We start from the raw sequence: 17,931 nt of genomic DNA on the forward strand, positions 1-17,931 counted from the left end.
GTCGTGAGACGCAAGGACCGATGGACGCCCAGCGGCCGGAGACCCCGGCGCGGGTGCCGTGGTGCCGACGAGGGGAGAGCGACGTGGGACGCACGCTGGCGCAGAAGGTCTGGGACGAACACGTCGTCCGGCGCGGGCAGGACGGCGAGCCGGACCTGCTCTACATCGACCTGCACCTGGTGCACGAGGTCACCAGCCCGCAGGCCTTCGACGGCCTGCGCCTGGCCGGGCGCCCGGTGCGCCGCCTGGACCTGACGATCGCCACCGAGGACCACAACACCCCCACCGCCGACATCGACCGCCCGCTGTCGCTGCTGGCGGACCGCACCTCCGCCAAGCAGCTGCAGACGCTGCGCGAGAACTGCGCCGAGTTCGGCGTGCGCCTGCACCCCCTCGGCGACGCCGAGCAGGGCATCGTGCACGTCGTCGGCCCGCAGCTGGGCCTGACCCAGCCGGGCATGACGGTGGTGTGCGGCGACTCGCACACCTCCACCCACGGCGCGTTCGGCTCGCTGGGCATGGGCATCGGCACCAGCGAGGTCGAGCACGTCCTGGCCACCCAGACGCTGCCGCTGAAGCCGTTCAAGACGATGGCCATCACGGTGAACGGGCAGCTCAAGCCCGGCACGACGGCCAAGGACGTCATCCTCGCCGTCATCGCCGAGATCGGCACCGGCGGCGGCCAGGGCTACGTCCTGGAGTACCGCGGCGAGGCGATCCGCGCGCTGTCGATGGAGGGGCGCATGACGATCTGCAACATGTCGATCGAGGCCGGAGCCCGCGCCGGCATGGTCGCCCCCGACGAGACGACGTTCGCCTACCTCAAGGGCCGCCCGCACGCGCCGCAGGGCGCGGACTGGGACGCGGCGGTCGAGCACTGGCGCACCCTGCACACCGACGACGACGCCGAGTTCGACGCCGAGGTCGTCCTCGACGGCTCGCAGCTGGAGCCCTTCGTCACCTGGGGCACCAACCCCGGCCAGGGCGTCCCGCTGTCCGGTTCGGTGCCCGTCCCCGAGCGGATCGGCGACGACGGCGAGCGCCAGGGCGTCGAGCGGGCCCTGGAGTACATGGGCCTGGCCGGCGGCACCCCCATGCGCGACATCGCCGTGGACACCGTCTTCATCGGCTCGTGCACCAACAGCCGCATCGAGGACCTGCGCGCCGCCGCCGACGTCGTGCGCGGCCGCCGCAAGGCCGACGACGTGCGCGTCATGGTCGTCCCCGGTTCCGCCAAGGTGCGCCTGCAGGCCGAGGCCGAGGGGATCGACAGGGTCTTCAAGGAGTTCGGCGCCGACTGGCGCTTCGCCGGCTGCTCCATGTGCCTGGGCATGAACCCCGACCAGCTCGCGCCGGGGGAGCGCTGCGCCTCGACCTCCAACCGCAACTTCGAGGGCCGGCAGGGCAAGGGCGGGCGCACCCACCTGGTGAGCCCGCTGGTGGCCGCGGCGACCGCGGTGCGCGGCACGCTCAGCTCGCCCGCCGACCTCGAACCGATCGCCTGACCCCGTCGCCCCAGACCCCCGAGGAGCTGTCCGTGGAGAAGTTCACCGTCCACACCGGTGTGGGAGTCCCGCTGCGGCGCACGGACGTCGACACCGACCAGATCATCCCCGCCGTGTACCTCAAGCGGGTCACCAAGACCGGCTTCGAGGACGCCCTGTTCGCCGGCTGGCGCGGCGACCCGTCCTTCGTGCTCAACCAGGAGCCCTACCGCGCCGGGTCCGTCCTGGTGGCCGGCAAGGACTTCGGCACCGGCTCCAGCCGCGAGCACGCCGTCTGGGCGCTGCGCGACTACGGCTTCAAGGCCGTCCTCGCGCCCCGCTTCGGCGACATCTTCCGCGGCAACTCCGGCAAGCAGGGACTCCTGGCGGCCGTGGTGGAGCAGAGCGACATCGAGCTCATCTGGAAGGCGCTGGAGGCCCACCCGGGCACCGAGGTGACCGTCGACCTCGTCGAGCGGGTCGTGCGCGTGGACGACTTCACCGCCGCCTTCCAGGTCGACTCCTCCATCCGCTGGCGGCTCATGGAGGGGCTGGACGACATCAGCCTGACGCTGCGCCACGCCGACGAGATCACCGACTTCGAGGCGCGTCGCCCCTCCTTCAAGCCCACCACGCTGCCCGCCCGCGCGGACGCCTGACCCGCCACCCGCGACGGCCCCGGCTCCCGCTGCACCGCAGCGGGAGCCGGGGCGTCGTCGTTCGGGAAGCGTTGCAGGACAACAGGTTCCGGGTGCCCGTCGGTGGGCCGGCGCTGCCGGGTGCCCCGTGCCGGGCAGCTGCGCGCAGGCCTGCCGAACCCGCTGCGGCCCAGCGCCCCCGCACGCCGGTGCCACCGAGTCCCTTGTGCCGCAACGGCTCGCCGCCGCGCGCCTGGTGGACTCGGGTGATCGCGAGTCGTACCGTTCTTCCGTCGGGCTCCTGCTCGGCCGCGCGCGAACTGCCGCGCGAGTGGTGTCAGCACGGACGTTCGCACCGAGGAGGATCCCCGTGAACAAGGCGGAACTGGTCGAGGCGCTCGAGGAGCGCCTGGGCGGCAGGAAGCAGGCGACGACGGCCGTGGAGGCTCTCGTCGAGACCATCACGGTGGCCGTCGCCAAGGGCGAGAAGGTCGCCATCAGCGGCTTCGGCACGTTCGAGAAGCAGGTGCGCAACGCCCGCACGGGCCGCAACCCGCGCACCGGCGAGGCCGTGAAGATCAAGAAGACCTCGGTGCCGCGGTTCCGCCCCGGCACCGCCTTCAAGGAGGTCGTCGCCGACTCCAAGGCCCTGCGCGCCTACAGCGCCGCGCTGAAGGAGAAGAACGGCGGCACGGCGGCCGCGGCGAAGAAGTCCGCACCCGCCAGGACCGCCGCGCCGGCCGCCTCGGCAGCTGCTGCCCCGGCGCGCACGACCGCTCGCAAGGCAGCCGCCCCCGCGGCCACCGCCCGCGCCACCACCGGCCGCGCGAGCGCCGCCACGCGCCCGGCGGCCACCGCCACGGCCAAGAAGGCGGCACCGGCCAAGACCGCCGCCCCGGCCCGCACCGCGGCGCGCCGCCCGGCCAAGAAGGCCTGAGGCGCCACGGCCCCGACGGGGTCGACCCGCACGCACGACGCCCCCGTCCCGGACCCGGGACGGGGGCGTCGTGCGTGCGGGTGGTTCAGCCGTGGCGGTTCAGTCGCGGAAGGTCTCGATGCGGGCCCCCAGCGGCGTGAGCCGCTCGGCCAGCTGCTCGTAGCCGCGGGCGATGATGTCCACGTTGCGCAGCACCGAGGTGCCCTTCGCGGCCAGCATCGCGAGCAGCACGACCACCGCGGGGCGCAGCGCCGGCGGGCAGAGCACCTCCGCACCCGACCAGCGGGTCGGGCCCTCCACCAGGACCCGGTGCGGGTCCAGCAGCTTCACGCGCGCCCCGAGCCGGTTCAGCTCGGTCAGGTAGATGGCGCGGTTGTCGTAGACCCAGTCGTGCACGGTGGTCGAACCCTCCGCGCTCGCCGCGATGACCGCGAAGAACGGCAGGTTGTCGATGTTCAGCCCCGGGAACGGCATCGGGTGGACCTTGTCGATCGGCGCCCGCAGCGAGGAGGGGTGCACCGTGATGTCGACCAGCCGGGTGCGCCCGTTGGCCGCCGGGTACTCCTCGGAGAGGTCGTAGCGCAGCCCCATCTCCTCCAGGATCGCCAGCTCGATCTCGAGGAACTCGATGGGCGCGCGGGTGACCGTCAGTTCCGAGTGGGTGACGATCGCCGCGGTGAGCAGGCTCATCGCCTCCACCGGGTCCTCGGAGGGGGAGTAGTCCACGTCCACGGAGATGTCCGGCACGCCGTGGACGACCAGGGTCGTGGTGCCGATGCCGTCGATGCGCACGCCCAGCAGTTCCAGGAAGAAGCACAGGTCCTGGACCATGTAGTTCGGGCTGGCGTTGCGGATCGTCGTGACGCCGTCGACCCGGGCCGCCGCCATCAGCGCGTTCTCGGTGACGGTGTCGCCGCGCTCGGTCAGCACGATGGGGCGCTGCGGGCGCACCGAGTCGTCCACGGTGGCGTGGTAGTGGCCGGTCGTCGCCGTCACCTGCAGGCCGAAGGGGCGCAGCGCCACCATGTGCGGCTCGACGGTGCGGGTGCCCAGGTCGCAGCCGCCGGCGTAGGGCAGCTGGAACTCCTCGAAGCGGTGCAGCAGCGGGCCCAGCAGCATGATGATGCTGCGGGTGCGCCGCGCGGTCTCGGAGTCCATCGCGTCCAGGTCCAGCGCCTCGGGCACGTCCAGGACGAGGTCGGCCTCGTTGATCCACTCGTAGCGCACCCCGATGCTGCCCAGCACGTCCAGGATGCGGTGGATCTCCAGGATGCGCGCCACGCCGCGCAGCGTGGTGCGGCCGCGGTTCAGCAGCGCCGCGCACAGCAGCGCGACCCCGGCGTTCTTGCTGGACTTCACCGCGATGCTGCCGGAGAGCTGGGTGCCGCCGTGCACGCGCAGGTGCGTGGGGGCGGGGCGGCCGATCGAGACGAAGTCGTCCTGCAGAGCGTGACCGACGCGCTGGAGCATGTCGATCGTGACGTTCTGCTGCCCCTGCTCCATGCGGTGCACCGCGCTCTGCGACGTGCCCAGCCGTTCGGCGAGCTGGACCTGCGTGAGGCCGCGGTGCTTGCGGGCGTCACGGATGAGCGCGCCGATCTGGGTGAGGTGGTCACCCGTCGGCTGGGTCGTCGACTCGGTGGAGACTGCCATGTCGGCCACCGTATCTCACATGTGAGATAAATCTGGGCAAGCCCCGGTCCGCGGCGTGTCCCGACTGTCCTAGCGTGACACGCGTGTCCTCCGCCCCCCTCACCTCCTCGCCGCGTGTCGCCGTCATGGGTGCCGGCGCCTGGGGCGCCGCCTTCGCCCTCGTCCTCGCCGACGCGGGCTGCCGCGTCACCCTGTGGGCCCGCCGGCCCGAGCTCGCCGCCGAGGTCCGCGAGCGGCGCACCAACCGCGCCTACCTCGGTGACGTCGTGCTCCCGGACGGCGTGGACGCCACGGCCGACGCCGCCTCGGCCCTGAGCGGTGCCGACCTCGTCGTGCTGGCCGTCCCGCTGCAGCGGCTGCGCGAGCAGCTCACCGCCTGGCGCGGGTCGCTGCCGGACGTGCCCCTGGTGTGCCTGGCCAAGGGCGTGGAGGCCGGCACCGGGCTGTTCGGCACCGAGGTCGTCGCCGACGTCACCGCGGCCGGCCCCCAGCGCCTCGTGGCCGTCTCCGGACCCAACCTCGCCGCCGAGATCGCCCACCGCCAGCCCGCCGGCACCGTCGTGGCCTGCGCCGACGCCGCCGTGGCCGCCCGCGTCGCCGCCGCCTGCACGTCCCCCGCCTTCCGCGCCGAGCCGGCCACCGACGTGCTGGGCGTCGACGTGGCCGGGGCCGTGAAGAACGTCGTCGCCCTCGCCGTCGGCATCGCCGAGGGCGCCGGGCACGGCGCCAACGCGCGCGCCGCCGTCCTGACCCGCGGCCTGGCTGAGACCACCCGCCTCGGCCTGGCCCTGGGCGCCGACGCGGCCACCTTCGCCGGGCTCGCCGGCGTGGGCGACCTCGTCGCCACCTGCGGCTCGCCCCTGTCGCGCAACCACCGCGCCGGCGTGGCCCTCGGCCGCGGCGCGAGCCTGCCCGAGGCGCTGGCCGCGGCCGGCGGCACCGTCGAGGGCGTCACCTCCGCCCCCGCCGTGCTGCGCCGCGCCGCCGGGGCGGGGGTGGCGCTGCCCCTGGTGGAGCAGGTCGCCGCCGTCGTGGGCGCGGGCGCGGTGCCCGAGGGCCTGGCCGCCCGGCTCGTGGGCGGCTGAGGCCGGGCTCAGGCGAGGGGCGCGGCGGCGTCCAGCGCCTGCGACAGGTCCGCCCACAGGTCCTCGACGTCCTCCACGCCCACGGACAGCCGCAGCAGCTCCTCGGGCACCACCACCGGCTCGCCCGCGTGCCGGCGGCGCCGCTCGATCAGCGACTCCACGCCGCCCAGGCTCGTGGCCGGCACCCACAGGCGCACCGCGTCCACGACCGCGTCGGCGGCCGCGGCGCCACCGGCGACCTCGATCGAGACCAGCGCGCCGAAGCCGCTCATCTGCCGGCGCGCCAGCTCGTGCCCGGGGTCGTCCGGCAGGGAGGGGTGGCGCACCCGCGCCACCGCCCGGTGCCCGCGCAGCCGCAGCGCCAGCTCCGCGGCGCTGCGCTGCGAGCGCTCCAGCCGCAGCGGCAGCGTCCGCAGCCCCCGCAGCGCCAGGAACGCCTCCATCGGCCCCGGGATCGCCCCGTGCAGCGTGCGGTGCCGCACCAGGCGCGCCAGCAGCTCCTCCGAGCGCGTCACCACCGCCCCCAGCACCACGTCCGAGTGCCCCGAGAGGAACTTCGTCACCGAGTGCACGACCACGTCGGCGCCCAGGTCCAGGGGCCGCTGCACCAGCGGGGTGGCGAAGGTGTTGTCCACCACCACCAGCGCCCCGCGCTCGTGCCCGGCGGCGGACAGCGCCGCCAGGTCCGCGACCTCCAGCAGCGGGTTCGTCGGCGACTCCAGCCACAGCAGCGCCGGCCCCGCCACGGCCGCCAGGGCCGCGCGCACCCCCGCCGCGTCCGTGACGTCCACCCGCTCCACGCGCGCGCGCCCCTGCTCCACCAGCAGGTCCAGCACCGAGTGGGTGCCGTTGTAGGCGCCGTGCGGCACCAGCACGGTCGCGTCGGCCGGCACCAGGTGCAGCGCGGCGCTCACCGCCGCCATCCCCGAGGCGAACGCGCGGGCCGATCCGCCCTCCAACGCGCCCAGAGCGGTCTCCAGGGCCTCCCACGTCGGGTTGCCGAAGCGGCCGTACCCCAGGCCCCCGCCGTCCATCGAGCCGCCGCCCACGTAGGTGGAGGTCAGCGAGACGGGCGTGTTCAGCTCGCTGCCGGGTCCGCGCGGCGGGCGGCCGGCCACCACGGCCAGCGTCTCGGGGGACATCTCGGGCAGGGGGTTCTCGGGCACGCACGCACCCAACCACACCGCCGGTAGGGTGCCCGCCGATGAGCACCCAGGTCAGCGCCAAGCCGCGCGTCGCCGTCCTCTTCGGCGGCCGTTCCTCAGAGCACGCCATCAGCTGCGTGACCGCGGCGGGCGTGCTCGCCGCGATCGACCGCGAGCGCTACGACGTGGTGCCCGTGGGCATCACCCGCGCCGGGCGCTGGGTGCTCGTGCCCGACGACCCCACGCTGTTCGAGCTCACCGGCGGCAAGCTGCCCGAGGTGCCCGCCGCCGGGACGCGCGTCGCGCTGGCGCAGGAGGTGTCCGAGGGGGCGCTGCAGAACCTGGACGAGCCCGCCGCGGGGGTGGCCGCCCTGCAGCGCGTCGACGTGGTCCTGCCGCTGCTGCACGGACCCTTCGGCGAGGACGGCACCCTGCAGGGGCTGCTGGAGCTGTCCGACACGCGCTACGTCGGCTCCGGGGTGCTCGCCTCCGCCGTCAGCATGGACAAGCAGGCCATGAAGGTCCTGCTGGAGGGCGCCGGGCTGCGCGTGGGCCCGTGGACGTCCTTCCACGCCCGCCGCTGGGCGGCCGACGAGGCCGGCTGCCGCGCCGAGGTGGAGGCGCTGGGGTACCCGGTGTTCGTCAAGCCCGCCCGCGCCGGCTCCAGCATCGGCATCTCCCGGGTCCAGGGCCCCGGCGAGCTCGCCGCGGCCGTGGCCGAGGCCGTCGCCCACGACCCCAAGGTCGTCGTGGAGGCGGCCGTGAGCGGCCGCGAGATCGAGTGCGGCGTCCTGGAGGACCTGGCCGGCGGCGAGCCGCGCACCAGCGTGCCCGGGGAGGTCGAGGTCGTCGGCGACCACGACTTCTACGACTTCGAGGCCAAGTACCTCGACTCCGCCGGCGTGCGCCTGACGTGCCCGGCGGACCTGCCCGCCGAGGTGGTCGCGAGCGTGCGGCGCACCGCCGTGCGGGTCTTCGAGGCGATGGGCGCCGAGGGCCTGGCCCGCGTCGACCTCTTCGTCGACCCCGAGCGCGGCGAGGAGGGGATCGTCGTCAACGAGATCAACACGATGCCCGGCTTCACGCCGCACTCGATGTTCCCGCGCATGTGGGCGGCCACCGGCGTGGACTACCCCGAACTGGTGGACCACCTGCTGCAGCTGGCGCTGCAGCGCCCCACCGGCCTGCGCTGAGGAGGGCGCGCCCGCGCCCTCACACGCAGGCGCGCGTCTGCGGGATCGCCGACACCGCCGCCGCCAGGTCCACCAGCGGGGCGGTGACACCGGTCCCGGTCAGCCGGCCGCCGTAGCGGACGGTGACCTCCACGGCCGGCTCGCGCCCGTAGGTGAGGAACCGCACGGCCCGGTCGCTGCGGGCGTCCTGCACCCAGTCCACGGTGCTCGCCTCGTCCGGGCCCACCGGCAGGCACGGCTTCGTGGTGGGGCCGATCACCGCCGCCCCGCAGCGCAGCACCACCTGCTCGTCGCCCCACACGGCCACCCCCGCCGCGCCCTGCGGGCTGCGCGCCAGGCCCTCCAGGACGTCCGGCAGCGCCCGCAGCAGCCGCTCGCACGCCGGGTCCGTGCCCGCCGGGGCCGCCTCCACCCCCGTGCTGCCGGTTCGGAACGCCCACGCCGAGGCGCCCACCAGCACGCCCACCGCGACCGCGACCGCGACGCGCTGCCGGGTGCGCGAGGCGCCCCGCCGCGGTGCGGGAGCCGGCGGCGGGGACGACGGGGACGGCGGTCCGGGAGGGGGCATCGCCGTTAGTGTGGCCGGGCCGCGCGAGAGGGCGCGGGGCGGGTCCACCGGGCCCGCCGGCGCGGGCGGGCGGGAGCATCGGTGCGGGTCGGGGACCTCGACGAGTCGGAACTGCTGGCCCGGGTGCTGCCCCTGCTGCCGTCCGAGGCGCTGCTGGGCCCCGGCGACGACGCCGCGGTCGTGGCCGCCCCCGACGCCCGGGTCGTGGCGACCACCGACGTCCTCGTGGAGGGCCGCGACTTCCGCCGCGACTGGTCCACCGGCGCCGACGTCGGCTGGAAGGCCGTGGCGCAGAACGTCGCCGACGTCGCGGCCATGGGCGCCACGTGCACGGGGCTGCTGGTGGCGCTCGGCCTGCCCGGGGACCTGGACGTGGCCTGGGTGGAGGACTTCGCCGCCGGCGCCGCGCAGGCCTGCCGGGCGCTGGGCGCCGTCGTCGTGGGCGGCGACCTCTCCGGCGCCTCCGAGGTCGTCGTCGCCGTCACCGCCCTGGGCGACCTCGCCGGACGCGCACCGGTGCTGCGCTCGGGAGCCCGCCCGGGCGACGTCGTGGCGCTGGCCGGCTCGCCGGGCCGCTCGGCCGCGGGCCTGGACCTGCTGCGCGCCGGGCGGTCGCGCGGCCCCGGGTCCGTGCCGGACCTGCTCGCCGCGCACCGCCGGCCCGTGCCGCCCGTCGCGCTGGGACCGGCGGCCGCCGACGCCGGCGCCGTCGCCCTCATGGACGTCAGCGACGGGCTGCTGCGCGACGCCGGCCGCATCGCCGCCGCCAGCGGGGCCGTCCTCGACCTGCACCTGGCGGGCGCCGTGCTCGCCGGGTGCGCCGGCGCCCTGGCCGCCGCCACCGGTGCCGACGCCGCCACGGCGCGGTCGTGGGTGCTCACCGGGGGCGAGGACCACGGGCTGCTGGCGTGCTTCCCGGCCGGGGCGCGGGCGCCGGAGGGCTTCCGCGCCGTCGGCCGGGTGCTCGCCGGGGCGCCCGGCGTCCTCGTGGACGGTGAGCCGTGGTCTGGCGCCGGTGTGGGCTGGGACCACTTCCGGGGGCGCTGACCGCACTGCCCGGCGGCGCCGGTGCCGACCTGCTCCGGACGGCGGGGAACCCGCCCCGGACGCACCGCGGGGCCGGTCCGAGTGGACCGGCCCCGCAGGGGTCGTGCTGTGCGCGAAGGGTCAGCGCGTGACCTTGCCCGCCTTCAGGCAGGAGGTGCACACGTTGAGCCGCTTCGGCGAACCGTTCACCGTGGCCCGCACCCGCTGGATGTTCGGGAGCCACATGCGGTTGGTGCGCCGGTGCGAGTGCGAGACGCTCTTGCCGAAGCCAGGGCCCTTGGCGCAGACGTCGCAGTTGGCAGCCACGGGGTACTCCTGGGGTCGTGAGGGGTGGAGGGGCGACGACCCCGCAGGGGTGTCGACCGGTGCCGGGGAGTCCCGGACACCGCCGTCCACCATAGCCGAGCCGGGCGGGTGCGGGCGAACCGGTGCCTCGCCCCCCGTCCGGCGCAACCCCGTCCCGTGAATCCGCCCCGCGGCCTCCAGCCGGCCGCCGCGGCTTCCGATGGGGACTCGTGCCCGCGCGGACCCGTCCCGACCGGAGCGGAGAGCCCTGGTGGGCGCCCCGCGACGGCGCCGCGGGCACCCGAGCGGCCGGTGCGCTGGCGCTGTTCGGGGCGCTGTACATGGTCCTGGGCGCGCTGCTGATCCCCAGCAGCACGAACGGGAGCCGCTGGGGACTGCCGGCCTCCGTCGCCGCCGCCGCGCTCCTGGCGGCCATCAGCGCCGTGCCCGCGCTGGCCCCCCGGCGGGTGCCCGGCTGGAGCGCCGTCGCCCTGGTGCTGGTGGGCGTCGCGGAGATCCTCGCGCTGGACCTCGTGACCGTCGACACCAGCGCCAGTGCGCAGGTCTTCCTGTGGTGGCCGGCCATCTACGCCGCCTACCACCTGCGGCGCGCGGCGGCGTGGGCGGTGGCCGCCACCTGCCTGGCCGCGCAGGTCGCCCTGCTGCTCGTCCTCGCCGGACCCGGGCTCGTGGGCCGCGACACGCCGGCGTGGGCCGTCACCGCCGCGGTGGTCACGGCCATGGTCTCCGGCGCCCGGGACCGGCAGGCGGCCCTGCTGGAAGATCTGCGCGCCGAGGCGGGGCAGGACGGGCTCACCGGTCTGTCCACCCGCCGGGCGTTCGACGACGCCCTGGCCCGGCACCTGCGCCAGGGCTCGGTGGGTGCGCTCGTGCTCGTCGACGTCGACCGCTTCAAGGAGGTCAACGACGAGCACGGGCACGCCGCCGGCGATGCGGTCCTGCGCACCGTCGCCGGGGAGCTGCGCGCGGTCTGCCGCCCCGGGGACGTCGTGGCCCGGCTGGGTGGCGACGAGCTGGCGGCGCTGCTCGTGCACGCCGACCCCCGTCCCCCGGCGGGGCCCGGGACCACGTGCCCGCTGGCCCTGGCCGCGGCGGAGCGCTTCCGCGCCGCCGTCGCCGGTCTGCGGGTCCCCACCCCCGACGGCTCGCCGGGTCCGCGGCTCAGCGTGAGCGTCGGCGTCGCCGGCGGCGGGCTGCCGGGGGAGACGCCCGAACACCTCCTCGCGCGCGCCGACGCGGCTCTGTACGCCGCCAAGCGCGGTGGGCGCAACCGCGTCGTCGCGGGATCCGCGCCGCCCGCTGCACCGCCCGGAGCACCGTCGTCCGCGCCGCTGCCCGGGCGCGTCGGGGGCGGGCAGTAGCCTCCTGGCGTGGACGAGCTGGACGCACCGCTGTCCGGTCGGCTGCCGGCGCCCGCTGCGGCGCTGCTGGCCAAGGAGCTGGGCCTGGAGACCGTCCGCGACCTGCTGTGGCACCTGCCGCGCCGCTACGCCGAGCGCGGGCAGCTCACGCCGATCCGGCAGCTGACCGCGGGCGACGACGTGACGATCGTGGCGCAGGTGGTCCGCACCTCGCCCCCGCGGCGGATGCGCAACCGCGACGGCGCTCTGATGCAGGTCACCCTGGGTGACGGCCGCGACACCGTCAGCCTGACGTTCTTCGCGCGCAGCGTGCGTCAGTTCGCCCACCACGAGCGCCAGCTGCGTGAGGGCCGGCAGGTCCTCGCCTCCGGGCGCGTGGAGGTCTTCAACGGTTCCTGGCAGCTCGCCCGGCCCGACTACCAGCCCCTGGACGACGGCTCCGAGGACGTCGCGGCCCTCGCCGACCGCCCCATCCCGCTCTACCCGGCCACCGGCAAGGCCCCCAGCTGGAAGATCGCCAAGGCCGTGCAGACGGTGCTCGGCGCCACCGCGCAGGTGCCCGACGTCCTGCCGCCCGAGGTCGTCGCGCAGGCGGAGCTGCTCAGCCCGCTGGAGGCGCTGCGGGCCGTGCACACACCCCGCGACCGCGCCGACGTCGCCCGCGGGCAGCGCCGCCTGCGCTACGAGGAGGCCTTCGTCCTGCAGACCGCGCTGGCGCAGCGGCGGGCCAGCACCGCGCGCGAGCGCGCCGTGGCGCGGGTGCGCCGCCCCGACGGCCTGGCCGCCGCCTTCGACGCGCGCCTGCCGTTCCCGCTGACCGGCGCCCAGGCGCGCGTGGGCGAGGAGATCACCGCCGACCTCGCCCGCGAGAAGCCCATGCAGCGGCTGCTGCAGGGCGACGTCGGCTCCGGCAAGACCCTCGTCGCGCTGCGGGCGATGCTCACCGTCGTCGACGGTGGCGGGCAGGCCGCGCTGCTGGCGCCCACCGAGGTGCTCGCCTCCCAGCACCTGCGCTCCACCACCGCCGCCCTGGGTGACCTCGCCGCCGGCGGCCTGCTGGGCGGGCACGAGCTCGCCACCCGCGTGGTGCTGCTGACCGGCTCGATGGGCGCCGCCGCCCGCCGCGAGGCGCTGCTGGCCGCCGCGAGCGGCGAGGCGGGCATCGTCATCGGCACCCACGCCCTGCTGCAGGAGCACGTCGCCTTCGCCGACCTCGGCCTCGTCGTGGTCGACGAGCAGCACCGCTTCGGCGTGGAGCAGCGCGACGCGCTGCGCGCCAAGGCCTCCAGCGTGCCGCACCTGCTCGTGATGACCGCCACGCCCATCCCGCGCACCGTCGCCATGACCGTCTTCGGCGACCTGGAGACCTCCGTGCTCGACGAGCTGCCGCCCGGGCGCGCCGAGGTCACCACCGTCGCCGTGCCGATGCAGAACGAGACGTGGGTGGACCGCGTCTGGCAGCGGGTGGCCGAGGAGGCCGCCCTGGGCCGACAGGCGTACGTGGTGTGCGCGCGCATCGACGGCGACGACCGGGGCGCGCAGCCCGACGACGGCGGCGGCGAGGAGCCGCCACCGGAGGACGGCGAGAAGCGCCGCCCGCCCCTGGCCGTCGCCGAGGTCGTCGAGATCGTGCGGAGCCACCCCGCCACGGCGCACCTGCGCACCGAGGTCCTGCACGGGCGCCTGGCCCCGGCCGACAAGGACGACGTGATGCGCCGCTTCGCCGCCGGCGAGGTGGACGTCGTCGTGTCCACCACCGTCGTCGAGGTCGGGGTGGACGTGCCCAACGCCAGCGTCATGGTCGTCGTGGACGCCGACCGCTTCGGCGTCTCCCAGCTGCACCAGCTGCGCGGGCGCATCGGCCGCGGCGGCCTGCCCGGCACCTGCCTGCTGATGACCGAGGTGGCCGCGGGCTCGCCGGCCGGGCAGCGGCTGTCGGCGCTGGTCGCCACCCGCGACGGCTTCGAGCTGGCCCGCCTGGACCTGGAGCAGCGCCGCGAGGGCGACGTGCTGGGCGCCGCGCAGTCCGGCCGCCGCTCCTCGCTGCGCCTGCTGGGCGTGCTCAAGGACGCCGACGTCATCGCCGACGCCCGTGCCGCGGCGAGCGCGCTGGTCGCCGACGACCCCGACCTGCACCACCACCCCGCGCTGGCCGCCGCCGTCGCCGACCGCGTCAGCGGCGAGACCGAGCGCTTCCTCGAGCGCGCGTGAACGTGCCCCGCGGCGGCTCGGGCGGTGCCGGCGACCCGGTGGTGCTGGAGCTGGACGACCTCGTCGTCGGCTACGGGCGCCCCGTCTGCGCGCCGGTGAGCGTGCGCGTCGCCGCCGGCGAGGCCGTCTGCCTCGTCGGGGCCAACGGCGCCGGCAAGTCCACGGTGCTGCGCGCCGCCGCCGGGCTGCTGGAGCCCCTCGCCGGTGAGGTGAGGATGCGCGGCGAGGTCGTCGACGAGCGCCGCGCCGCGTTCCGCCGCGAGGTCGCCTCCGTGTTCGACGAGGACGCCTGGTTCGGTGAGCTCTCGGTGGCCGAGCACCTGGAGCTGGTGGCGCGCGGGCACGGCGTGCGCGACGCGCAGGCCGTCGTCGACGCCGAGCTGGAGCGCCAGCGGCTGACCGGGGCGGCCGACCAGCTGCCGGTGTCGCTGTCCAGCGGGCAGAAGCGCCGCCTGCTGCTGGCCGCCGCGCTGGTGCGGCCGCGGGCGCTGCTGCTGCTGGACGAGCCGGAGCAGCGGCTGGACCCGCCGGGCCGCGAGGCGCTCGCCGAGCGGCTGGCCGCCGAGCGCGACGCGGGCACCGCCCTGCTGGTCGCCACCCACGACGTCGTGCTGCTGCGCCGTCTCGCCGACCGCGCGGTGGTCGTGGACGACGCGCCCGCGGGGGAGGGCGCGGGCGCTGCGGCCGCCTGCCGCGTGGTCGACGCGCAGGAGGCGGCGCGCGTCGTGAGCGCCCCGGTCCGGTGACGGCCGCGCCTGCGCTGCCCGGTCCCGCCGCCGGTGCGCCGCTGCCGGGGCGGCGCGATCTGGTGCGCGAGGTGGCACCGGCCCGTTCCGCGCGCGGTCTGCGCGCCACCGTCACGGACGCCTACACGACCGTGCTGCAGGCCGGCATCGCCGCGCTGCTGCTGCTGGGCGCCAGTTCCTCGCTGCGCGGTGCCCTGCAGCGGGGTCTGGCCGCACCCGGTGGCGGGCCGGGGCCGACGCCGAGCGTCCCGGCCGTCCTGACCTGCGCGGGTCTGGCCTGCTGCGTGCTCTTGGTGGTCCTGGCGGCGCTGTGCCGGCTGGGGCCGGTGAGCCTGAGCGCTCCGCGCACCGCCTGGTGGGCGTCCCTGCCGGTGCCGCGCGAGCAGCTGCTCCGCCCGGTGCTGCGGGGGCGGGCCCTGCTGGCGGCCGCGGTGGGCTCCCTCGTCGTGGCGTGGGCGGTCTCGCTCGCGCTGGGCGTGGCCGGGGACCTCACCACCGCGGCGCTGCCGGCGCTGGCGGGCGGGGCCGTGCTGGGGGCGGCGAGCGCCGCCGCGGGTTACGTGCTGGTGGCCGGGCTCGCCGTGCGCGGGGAGGTGGAGGCCCTGCTGCGCACCGCCACCGCCCTGGACGCGGCCGCCGTCGGGATCGTGCTGGCGCTGGCCGCCGGGGCGGTGGCCGGGGTGCCGGTGGACGCCGTGCCCCCCTCCGCGCTGGCGGTGCCGGCCGCCTGTGCCGCCGGTGCGGCCGCGCTCGTGCTGGCGGGCGCGGGCCGCCGCCACCTGCGCGACGCCGGCCGCACCCCCTCGGCCTCCCTGCGGCGCGGGGCGGCGCGGCTGGAACGGCTGACGGCGTCCGTGCTCCAGGTCGACGTGCGCGAGCTGGGCCGGGCGCTGGCCGCCGACGGCCCCGGGCGGGTGCGTCCCGGGCGCCGCCCGGCCGGGGCTCGCGCGCCCCGGGTGCGTGGCCCGGCCGGTGCGGTGCTGACCGCGGACGCGCTGCTGCTGCGCCGCCAGCCGCGCCGCCTGGTGACGGCCGCGGTGCTGGCACTGGTGCCGTTCGTCGTGGCCGCCGGCACCTCGGCGCACCGCGGCGCCGCGGCGGTCCTGCTCTGGGCGGCCGGGTACGCGGCGGCCACCGCGCTGGCCGAGGCGGTGCGCGGCGGCGCCCTGGCCCCCGCGGCGGCACGCGCCCTGCCGATCTCCGCCGGGCGGCTGGTGGCGGTGCGGTGGCTGCCCGTCGCGGCGGCGAGCGCGCTGTGGGGGGCGGTGGCGGTGCCGCTGGTGGCCACCACGTCCGGGCTGGTGCACGCCGGGGCGGGTACCGGGTGGGCGTCCTGGGCGCTGCTGGGCGCGCTGGCCGGCCCCGGCTGGGCGTCGGCGGCCGTGCGCGGGGCCCTGCGGCCCGACCCCGACTTCGCCCGCCCGGCGATCGCCACGCCGGCCGGCCCGGTCTCCCCGGGCGTGGCCGCGGCGGTCACCACGGGCCCGGACCTCGCGGCGGTGGCCACCCTGCCGGTGCTGCTCGCCCTGCTGGCGCGCGGCGCACCGGGAGCGGCGCTGGCCGGGCAGTTGGCGGTGACGGCCCTGGTGGTCGTGGTGGGGTGGGCCTACGCCGCGCACCGCGCGCGGCGGCTGTCGTGACGCGCGCGGTGCGCGCGGGGGAGGGGGCACGGTGACGCGCATCGTGGCGGGCGCCGCCGGTGGCCGGCGGCTGAGGGTGCCGCCGGGGGAGACGACCCGGCCCACCAGCGACCGGGTGCGCGAGGCGCTGTTCTCCGCCCTGGACGCGGCCGGGGCGGTGGACGGCGCGCGCGTGCTGGACCTGTACGCCGGCTCCGGGGCCCTGGGCCTGGAGGCCGCCAGCCGCGGCGCGCGCGAGGTGGTGCTCGTCGAGGTGGCGCGGGCGGCCGCGCAGACCGCCCGCGCCAACGCCGCCGCCCTGGGCCTGCCGGGCGTGCGCGTGGAGCACGAGCGCGCCGAGCGCTTCCTCGCCGGCCCCCGCGCCGCGGACGGGGCCGGCTGGGACCTGGTGCTGGTGGACCCGCCGTACGCCGTGGACGAGGAGGCGCTGGCGGGCGTGCTCGCCGTGCTCGCCCCGCTGCTGGCCGACGGTGCCACCGTGGTGGTGGAGCGCTCGTCGCGCAGCCCCGAGCCGCGCTGGCCAGCGGCCTGGCCCGCGGCGCGCCGGCGGCGCTACGGGGAGACGAGCGTGTGGACCGTGCACCTGGACGGGCCGGGCGGCTAGCGTGCCGCGCGTGTCCGACGCGACCACGGAACCGGCTGGTGCGGTGCGCCGCTGCGTGTGCCCCGGCAGCTTCGACCCGGTGACCCTGGGCCACGTCGACGTCGTGCTGCGCGCGGCGGACCTGTTCGACGTGGTGCACGTGGGCGTCGCCGTCAACCCGGCCAAGCAGGGCCTGTTCAGCGGCGCCGAGCGCGTGGAGCTCGTGCGCGCCGCGCTGGACGCCGCCGGGGGCGAGCGGGCCGCGCGGGTGGTGGTGGAGGAGTTCTCCGACGGCCTGCTCGTCGAGCACTGCCGGCGCCTGGGGGCCCGCGTGGTCGTCAAGGGCCTGCGCGGGGGCACCGACTACGCCTACGAGCTGCCGATGGCGCTGATGAACCGCCACCTGGCGGGGGTGGAGACGCTCTTCCTCGTCGGCGACCCCCGCTTCGAGCACGTCTCCTCCAGCCTGGTCAAGGAGGTCGCCCGCCACGGCGGCGACGTCTCGGGCCTGGTGCCGGAGCCGGTGCGCGGGGCGCTGCTGCGCCGCCTGGGCGGGCCGGTGGGGGAGGATGACCCGCGACCGCCGCGAGGCGCGGCCGGTGGACCCTCTGGAGGCAGGTAGTCGTGGAAGTGCACGAGAAGCTCGGTGAGCTCGCCGCGCTCGTGTCGGGGGCGCGCGCGGTGCCCCTGTCGTCGTCCGTGGTCGTGGACCGCGAGCAGCTGCTCCGGCTCGTCGCGGAGGTGCGGCGCCTGCTGCCGGCGGAGGTCCAGCAGGCCGGCGACGTGCTGGCCCAGCGCGACGAGGTCCTCGAGGCGGCGCGCGCGGAGTCCGAACGGGTGCTCTCGCAGGCGCGCGCGCAGGCCGAGGAGCTCACCGAGTCCCAGGCCGTCACGCGCGCCGCCCGCGAGCGCGCCGAGCACATCGTGGCCACGGCCCGCGAGGAGGCCAAGCGGTTGCGGCTGGACGCCGACGCCTGGTGCGACGGCAAGCTCGGCGACTTCGAGGAGGAGCTGGAGCGCCTGCAGCAGCAGGCCCGCCGCGGGCGGGACCGGCTGAAGGTGCGCGCCCCCGAGCAGGACGGGGCGGTCGCCGAGGAGCCCCGGGACGCTCCCGCGGCCGCCGGGGCGCACCCGGCACCGCGCCCCGCACAGGAGGGCTGAGCGCTCCGGGACCACCCGGCGGGGTGCGATTCGGTACCGGGCGCCCTGCTCGGTTACCCTTGACCCCGGCCTCGACGCCGGTGAGCGCCACCACCCCTCGGCACCCGTGCCGTCAGGGTGGGGACGACCACGGGCGGCGGGGCCGCGTGGTGCTCCGATGCGGCACCCGCGTG

General features: G+C 77.1%; 17 protein-coding genes. 13 read left to right on the forward strand and 4 right to left on the reverse strand.

What is annotated here, in order from left to right:
* Window positions 1–83: 83 nt before the first annotated feature.
* The 3 genes from leuC to ACRYR9_RS00410 all read left to right on the forward strand — a co-directional run bounded on the left by leuC (window position 84) and on the right by ACRYR9_RS00410 (window position 3,059).
* Entirely contained in the window at window positions 84–1,505 is a 1,422-nt protein-coding gene (gene leuC, locus ACRYR9_RS00400; protein WP_432498324.1) for a 3-isopropylmalate dehydratase large subunit, read from the forward strand.
* Between the two features lie 32 nt (window positions 1,506–1,537).
* Entirely contained in the window at window positions 1,538–2,143 is a 606-nt protein-coding gene (gene leuD, locus ACRYR9_RS00405; protein WP_432498327.1) for a 3-isopropylmalate dehydratase small subunit, read from the forward strand.
* Between the two features lie 349 nt (window positions 2,144–2,492).
* Window positions 2,493–3,059, forward strand: a complete 567-nt coding sequence (locus ACRYR9_RS00410; protein WP_432498329.1) for an HU family DNA-binding protein — start codon at window positions 2,493–2,495, stop codon at window positions 3,057–3,059.
* 99 nt (window positions 3,060–3,158) lie between these two features.
* Here the strand turns inward: ACRYR9_RS00410 and ACRYR9_RS00415 are convergent, their stop codons facing one another.
* On the reverse strand, window positions 3,159–4,712 hold the full coding sequence (locus ACRYR9_RS00415) for a helix-turn-helix domain-containing protein (protein WP_432498332.1): 1,554 nt from the start codon (window positions 4,710–4,712) through the stop codon (window positions 3,159–3,161).
* A gap of 125 nt (window positions 4,713–4,837) precedes the next feature.
* On the opposite strand from ACRYR9_RS00415, the gene ACRYR9_RS00420 reads away from it, so the two are divergent.
* On the forward strand, window positions 4,838–5,797 hold the full coding sequence (locus ACRYR9_RS00420; protein ID WP_432498341.1) for an NAD(P)H-dependent glycerol-3-phosphate dehydrogenase: 960 nt from the start codon (window positions 4,838–4,840) through the stop codon (window positions 5,795–5,797).
* Between the two features lie 8 nt (window positions 5,798–5,805).
* Here ACRYR9_RS00420 and ACRYR9_RS00425 read toward each other — a convergent pair whose 3' ends face one another.
* Window positions 5,806–6,939 (reverse strand): trans-sulfuration enzyme family protein, encoded by a 1,134-nt coding sequence (locus ACRYR9_RS00425; protein ID WP_432498344.1) that lies wholly within the window; start codon window positions 6,937–6,939, stop codon window positions 5,806–5,808.
* Between the two features lie 62 nt (window positions 6,940–7,001).
* Between ACRYR9_RS00425 and ACRYR9_RS00430 the strand changes: the two genes are divergently transcribed.
* Complete coding sequence (locus ACRYR9_RS00430; protein ID WP_432498334.1) at window positions 7,002–8,135, forward strand: D-alanine--D-alanine ligase family protein; 1,134 nt, start codon at window positions 7,002–7,004, stop codon at window positions 8,133–8,135.
* A 19-nt stretch (window positions 8,136–8,154) separates the two neighbouring features.
* Here the strand turns inward: ACRYR9_RS00430 and ACRYR9_RS00435 are convergent, their stop codons facing one another.
* Window positions 8,155–8,703, reverse strand: coding sequence for a DUF3515 family protein (locus ACRYR9_RS00435; RefSeq protein ID WP_432498336.1), 549 nt, complete (start codon window positions 8,701–8,703; stop codon window positions 8,155–8,157).
* 81 nt (window positions 8,704–8,784) lie between these two features.
* On the opposite strand from ACRYR9_RS00435, the gene ACRYR9_RS00440 reads away from it, so the two are divergent.
* On the forward strand, window positions 8,785–9,750 hold the full coding sequence (locus ACRYR9_RS00440) for a thiamine-phosphate kinase (RefSeq protein ID WP_432498339.1): 966 nt from the start codon (window positions 8,785–8,787) through the stop codon (window positions 9,748–9,750).
* A 120-nt stretch (window positions 9,751–9,870) separates the two neighbouring features.
* On the opposite strand, the gene rpmB is transcribed toward ACRYR9_RS00440, so the two are convergent.
* Window positions 9,871–10,056 (reverse strand): 50S ribosomal protein L28, encoded by a 186-nt coding sequence (rpmB, locus tag ACRYR9_RS00445; RefSeq protein ID WP_380137333.1) that lies wholly within the window; start codon window positions 10,054–10,056, stop codon window positions 9,871–9,873.
* Window positions 10,057–10,265: 209 nt separating this feature from the next.
* Between rpmB and ACRYR9_RS00450 the strand changes: the two genes are divergently transcribed.
* The 7 genes from ACRYR9_RS00450 to ACRYR9_RS00480 are packed head-to-tail and all read left to right on the forward strand — an operon-like array spanning window position 10,266 to window position 17,758.
* The gene (locus ACRYR9_RS00450) at window positions 10,266–11,417 is read left to right on the forward strand and encodes a GGDEF domain-containing protein (protein ID WP_459077412.1); all 1,152 of its coding nucleotides are present in this window, start codon (window positions 10,266–10,268) and stop codon (window positions 11,415–11,417) included.
* Window positions 11,418–11,426: 9 nt separating this feature from the next.
* A complete protein-coding gene (locus ACRYR9_RS00455; RefSeq protein ID WP_432498982.1) occupies window positions 11,427–13,628 on the forward strand; it encodes an ATP-dependent DNA helicase RecG in 2,202 nt (733 codons plus the stop codon).
* Window positions 13,625–14,374: an ABC transporter ATP-binding protein gene (locus ACRYR9_RS00460; protein WP_432498985.1), complete on the forward strand. Its 750-nt coding sequence runs from the start codon at window positions 13,625–13,627 to the stop codon at window positions 14,372–14,374. The genes ACRYR9_RS00455 and ACRYR9_RS00460 overlap by 4 nt, the downstream gene beginning before the upstream one ends.
* A complete protein-coding gene (locus tag ACRYR9_RS00465; protein ID WP_432498988.1) occupies window positions 14,371–16,014 on the forward strand; it encodes a DUF6297 family protein in 1,644 nt (547 codons plus the stop codon). The genes ACRYR9_RS00460 and ACRYR9_RS00465 overlap by 4 nt, the downstream gene beginning before the upstream one ends.
* Before the next feature lie 31 nt (window positions 16,015–16,045).
* The gene (gene rsmD, locus ACRYR9_RS00470; RefSeq protein WP_432538134.1) at window positions 16,046–16,618 is read left to right on the forward strand and encodes a 16S rRNA (guanine(966)-N(2))-methyltransferase RsmD; all 573 of its coding nucleotides are present in this window, start codon (window positions 16,046–16,048) and stop codon (window positions 16,616–16,618) included.
* Window positions 16,619–16,628: 10 nt separating this feature from the next.
* A complete protein-coding gene (gene coaD, locus ACRYR9_RS00475) occupies window positions 16,629–17,219 on the forward strand; it encodes a pantetheine-phosphate adenylyltransferase (protein WP_432491632.1) in 591 nt (196 codons plus the stop codon).
* Window positions 17,220–17,221: 2 nt separating this feature from the next.
* Window positions 17,222–17,758 carry an ATP synthase subunit B family protein gene (locus ACRYR9_RS00480; RefSeq protein ID WP_432491634.1) on the forward strand — a complete coding sequence of 179 codons (537 nt, stop codon included), beginning with the start codon at window positions 17,222–17,224 and terminating at the stop codon, window positions 17,756–17,758.
* Window positions 17,759–17,931: the final 173 nt, after the last annotated feature.

This window comes from Kineococcus auxinigenes (genome assembly GCF_050871525.1).
GTDB lineage: Bacteria > Actinomycetota > Actinomycetes > Actinomycetales > Kineococcaceae > Kineococcus.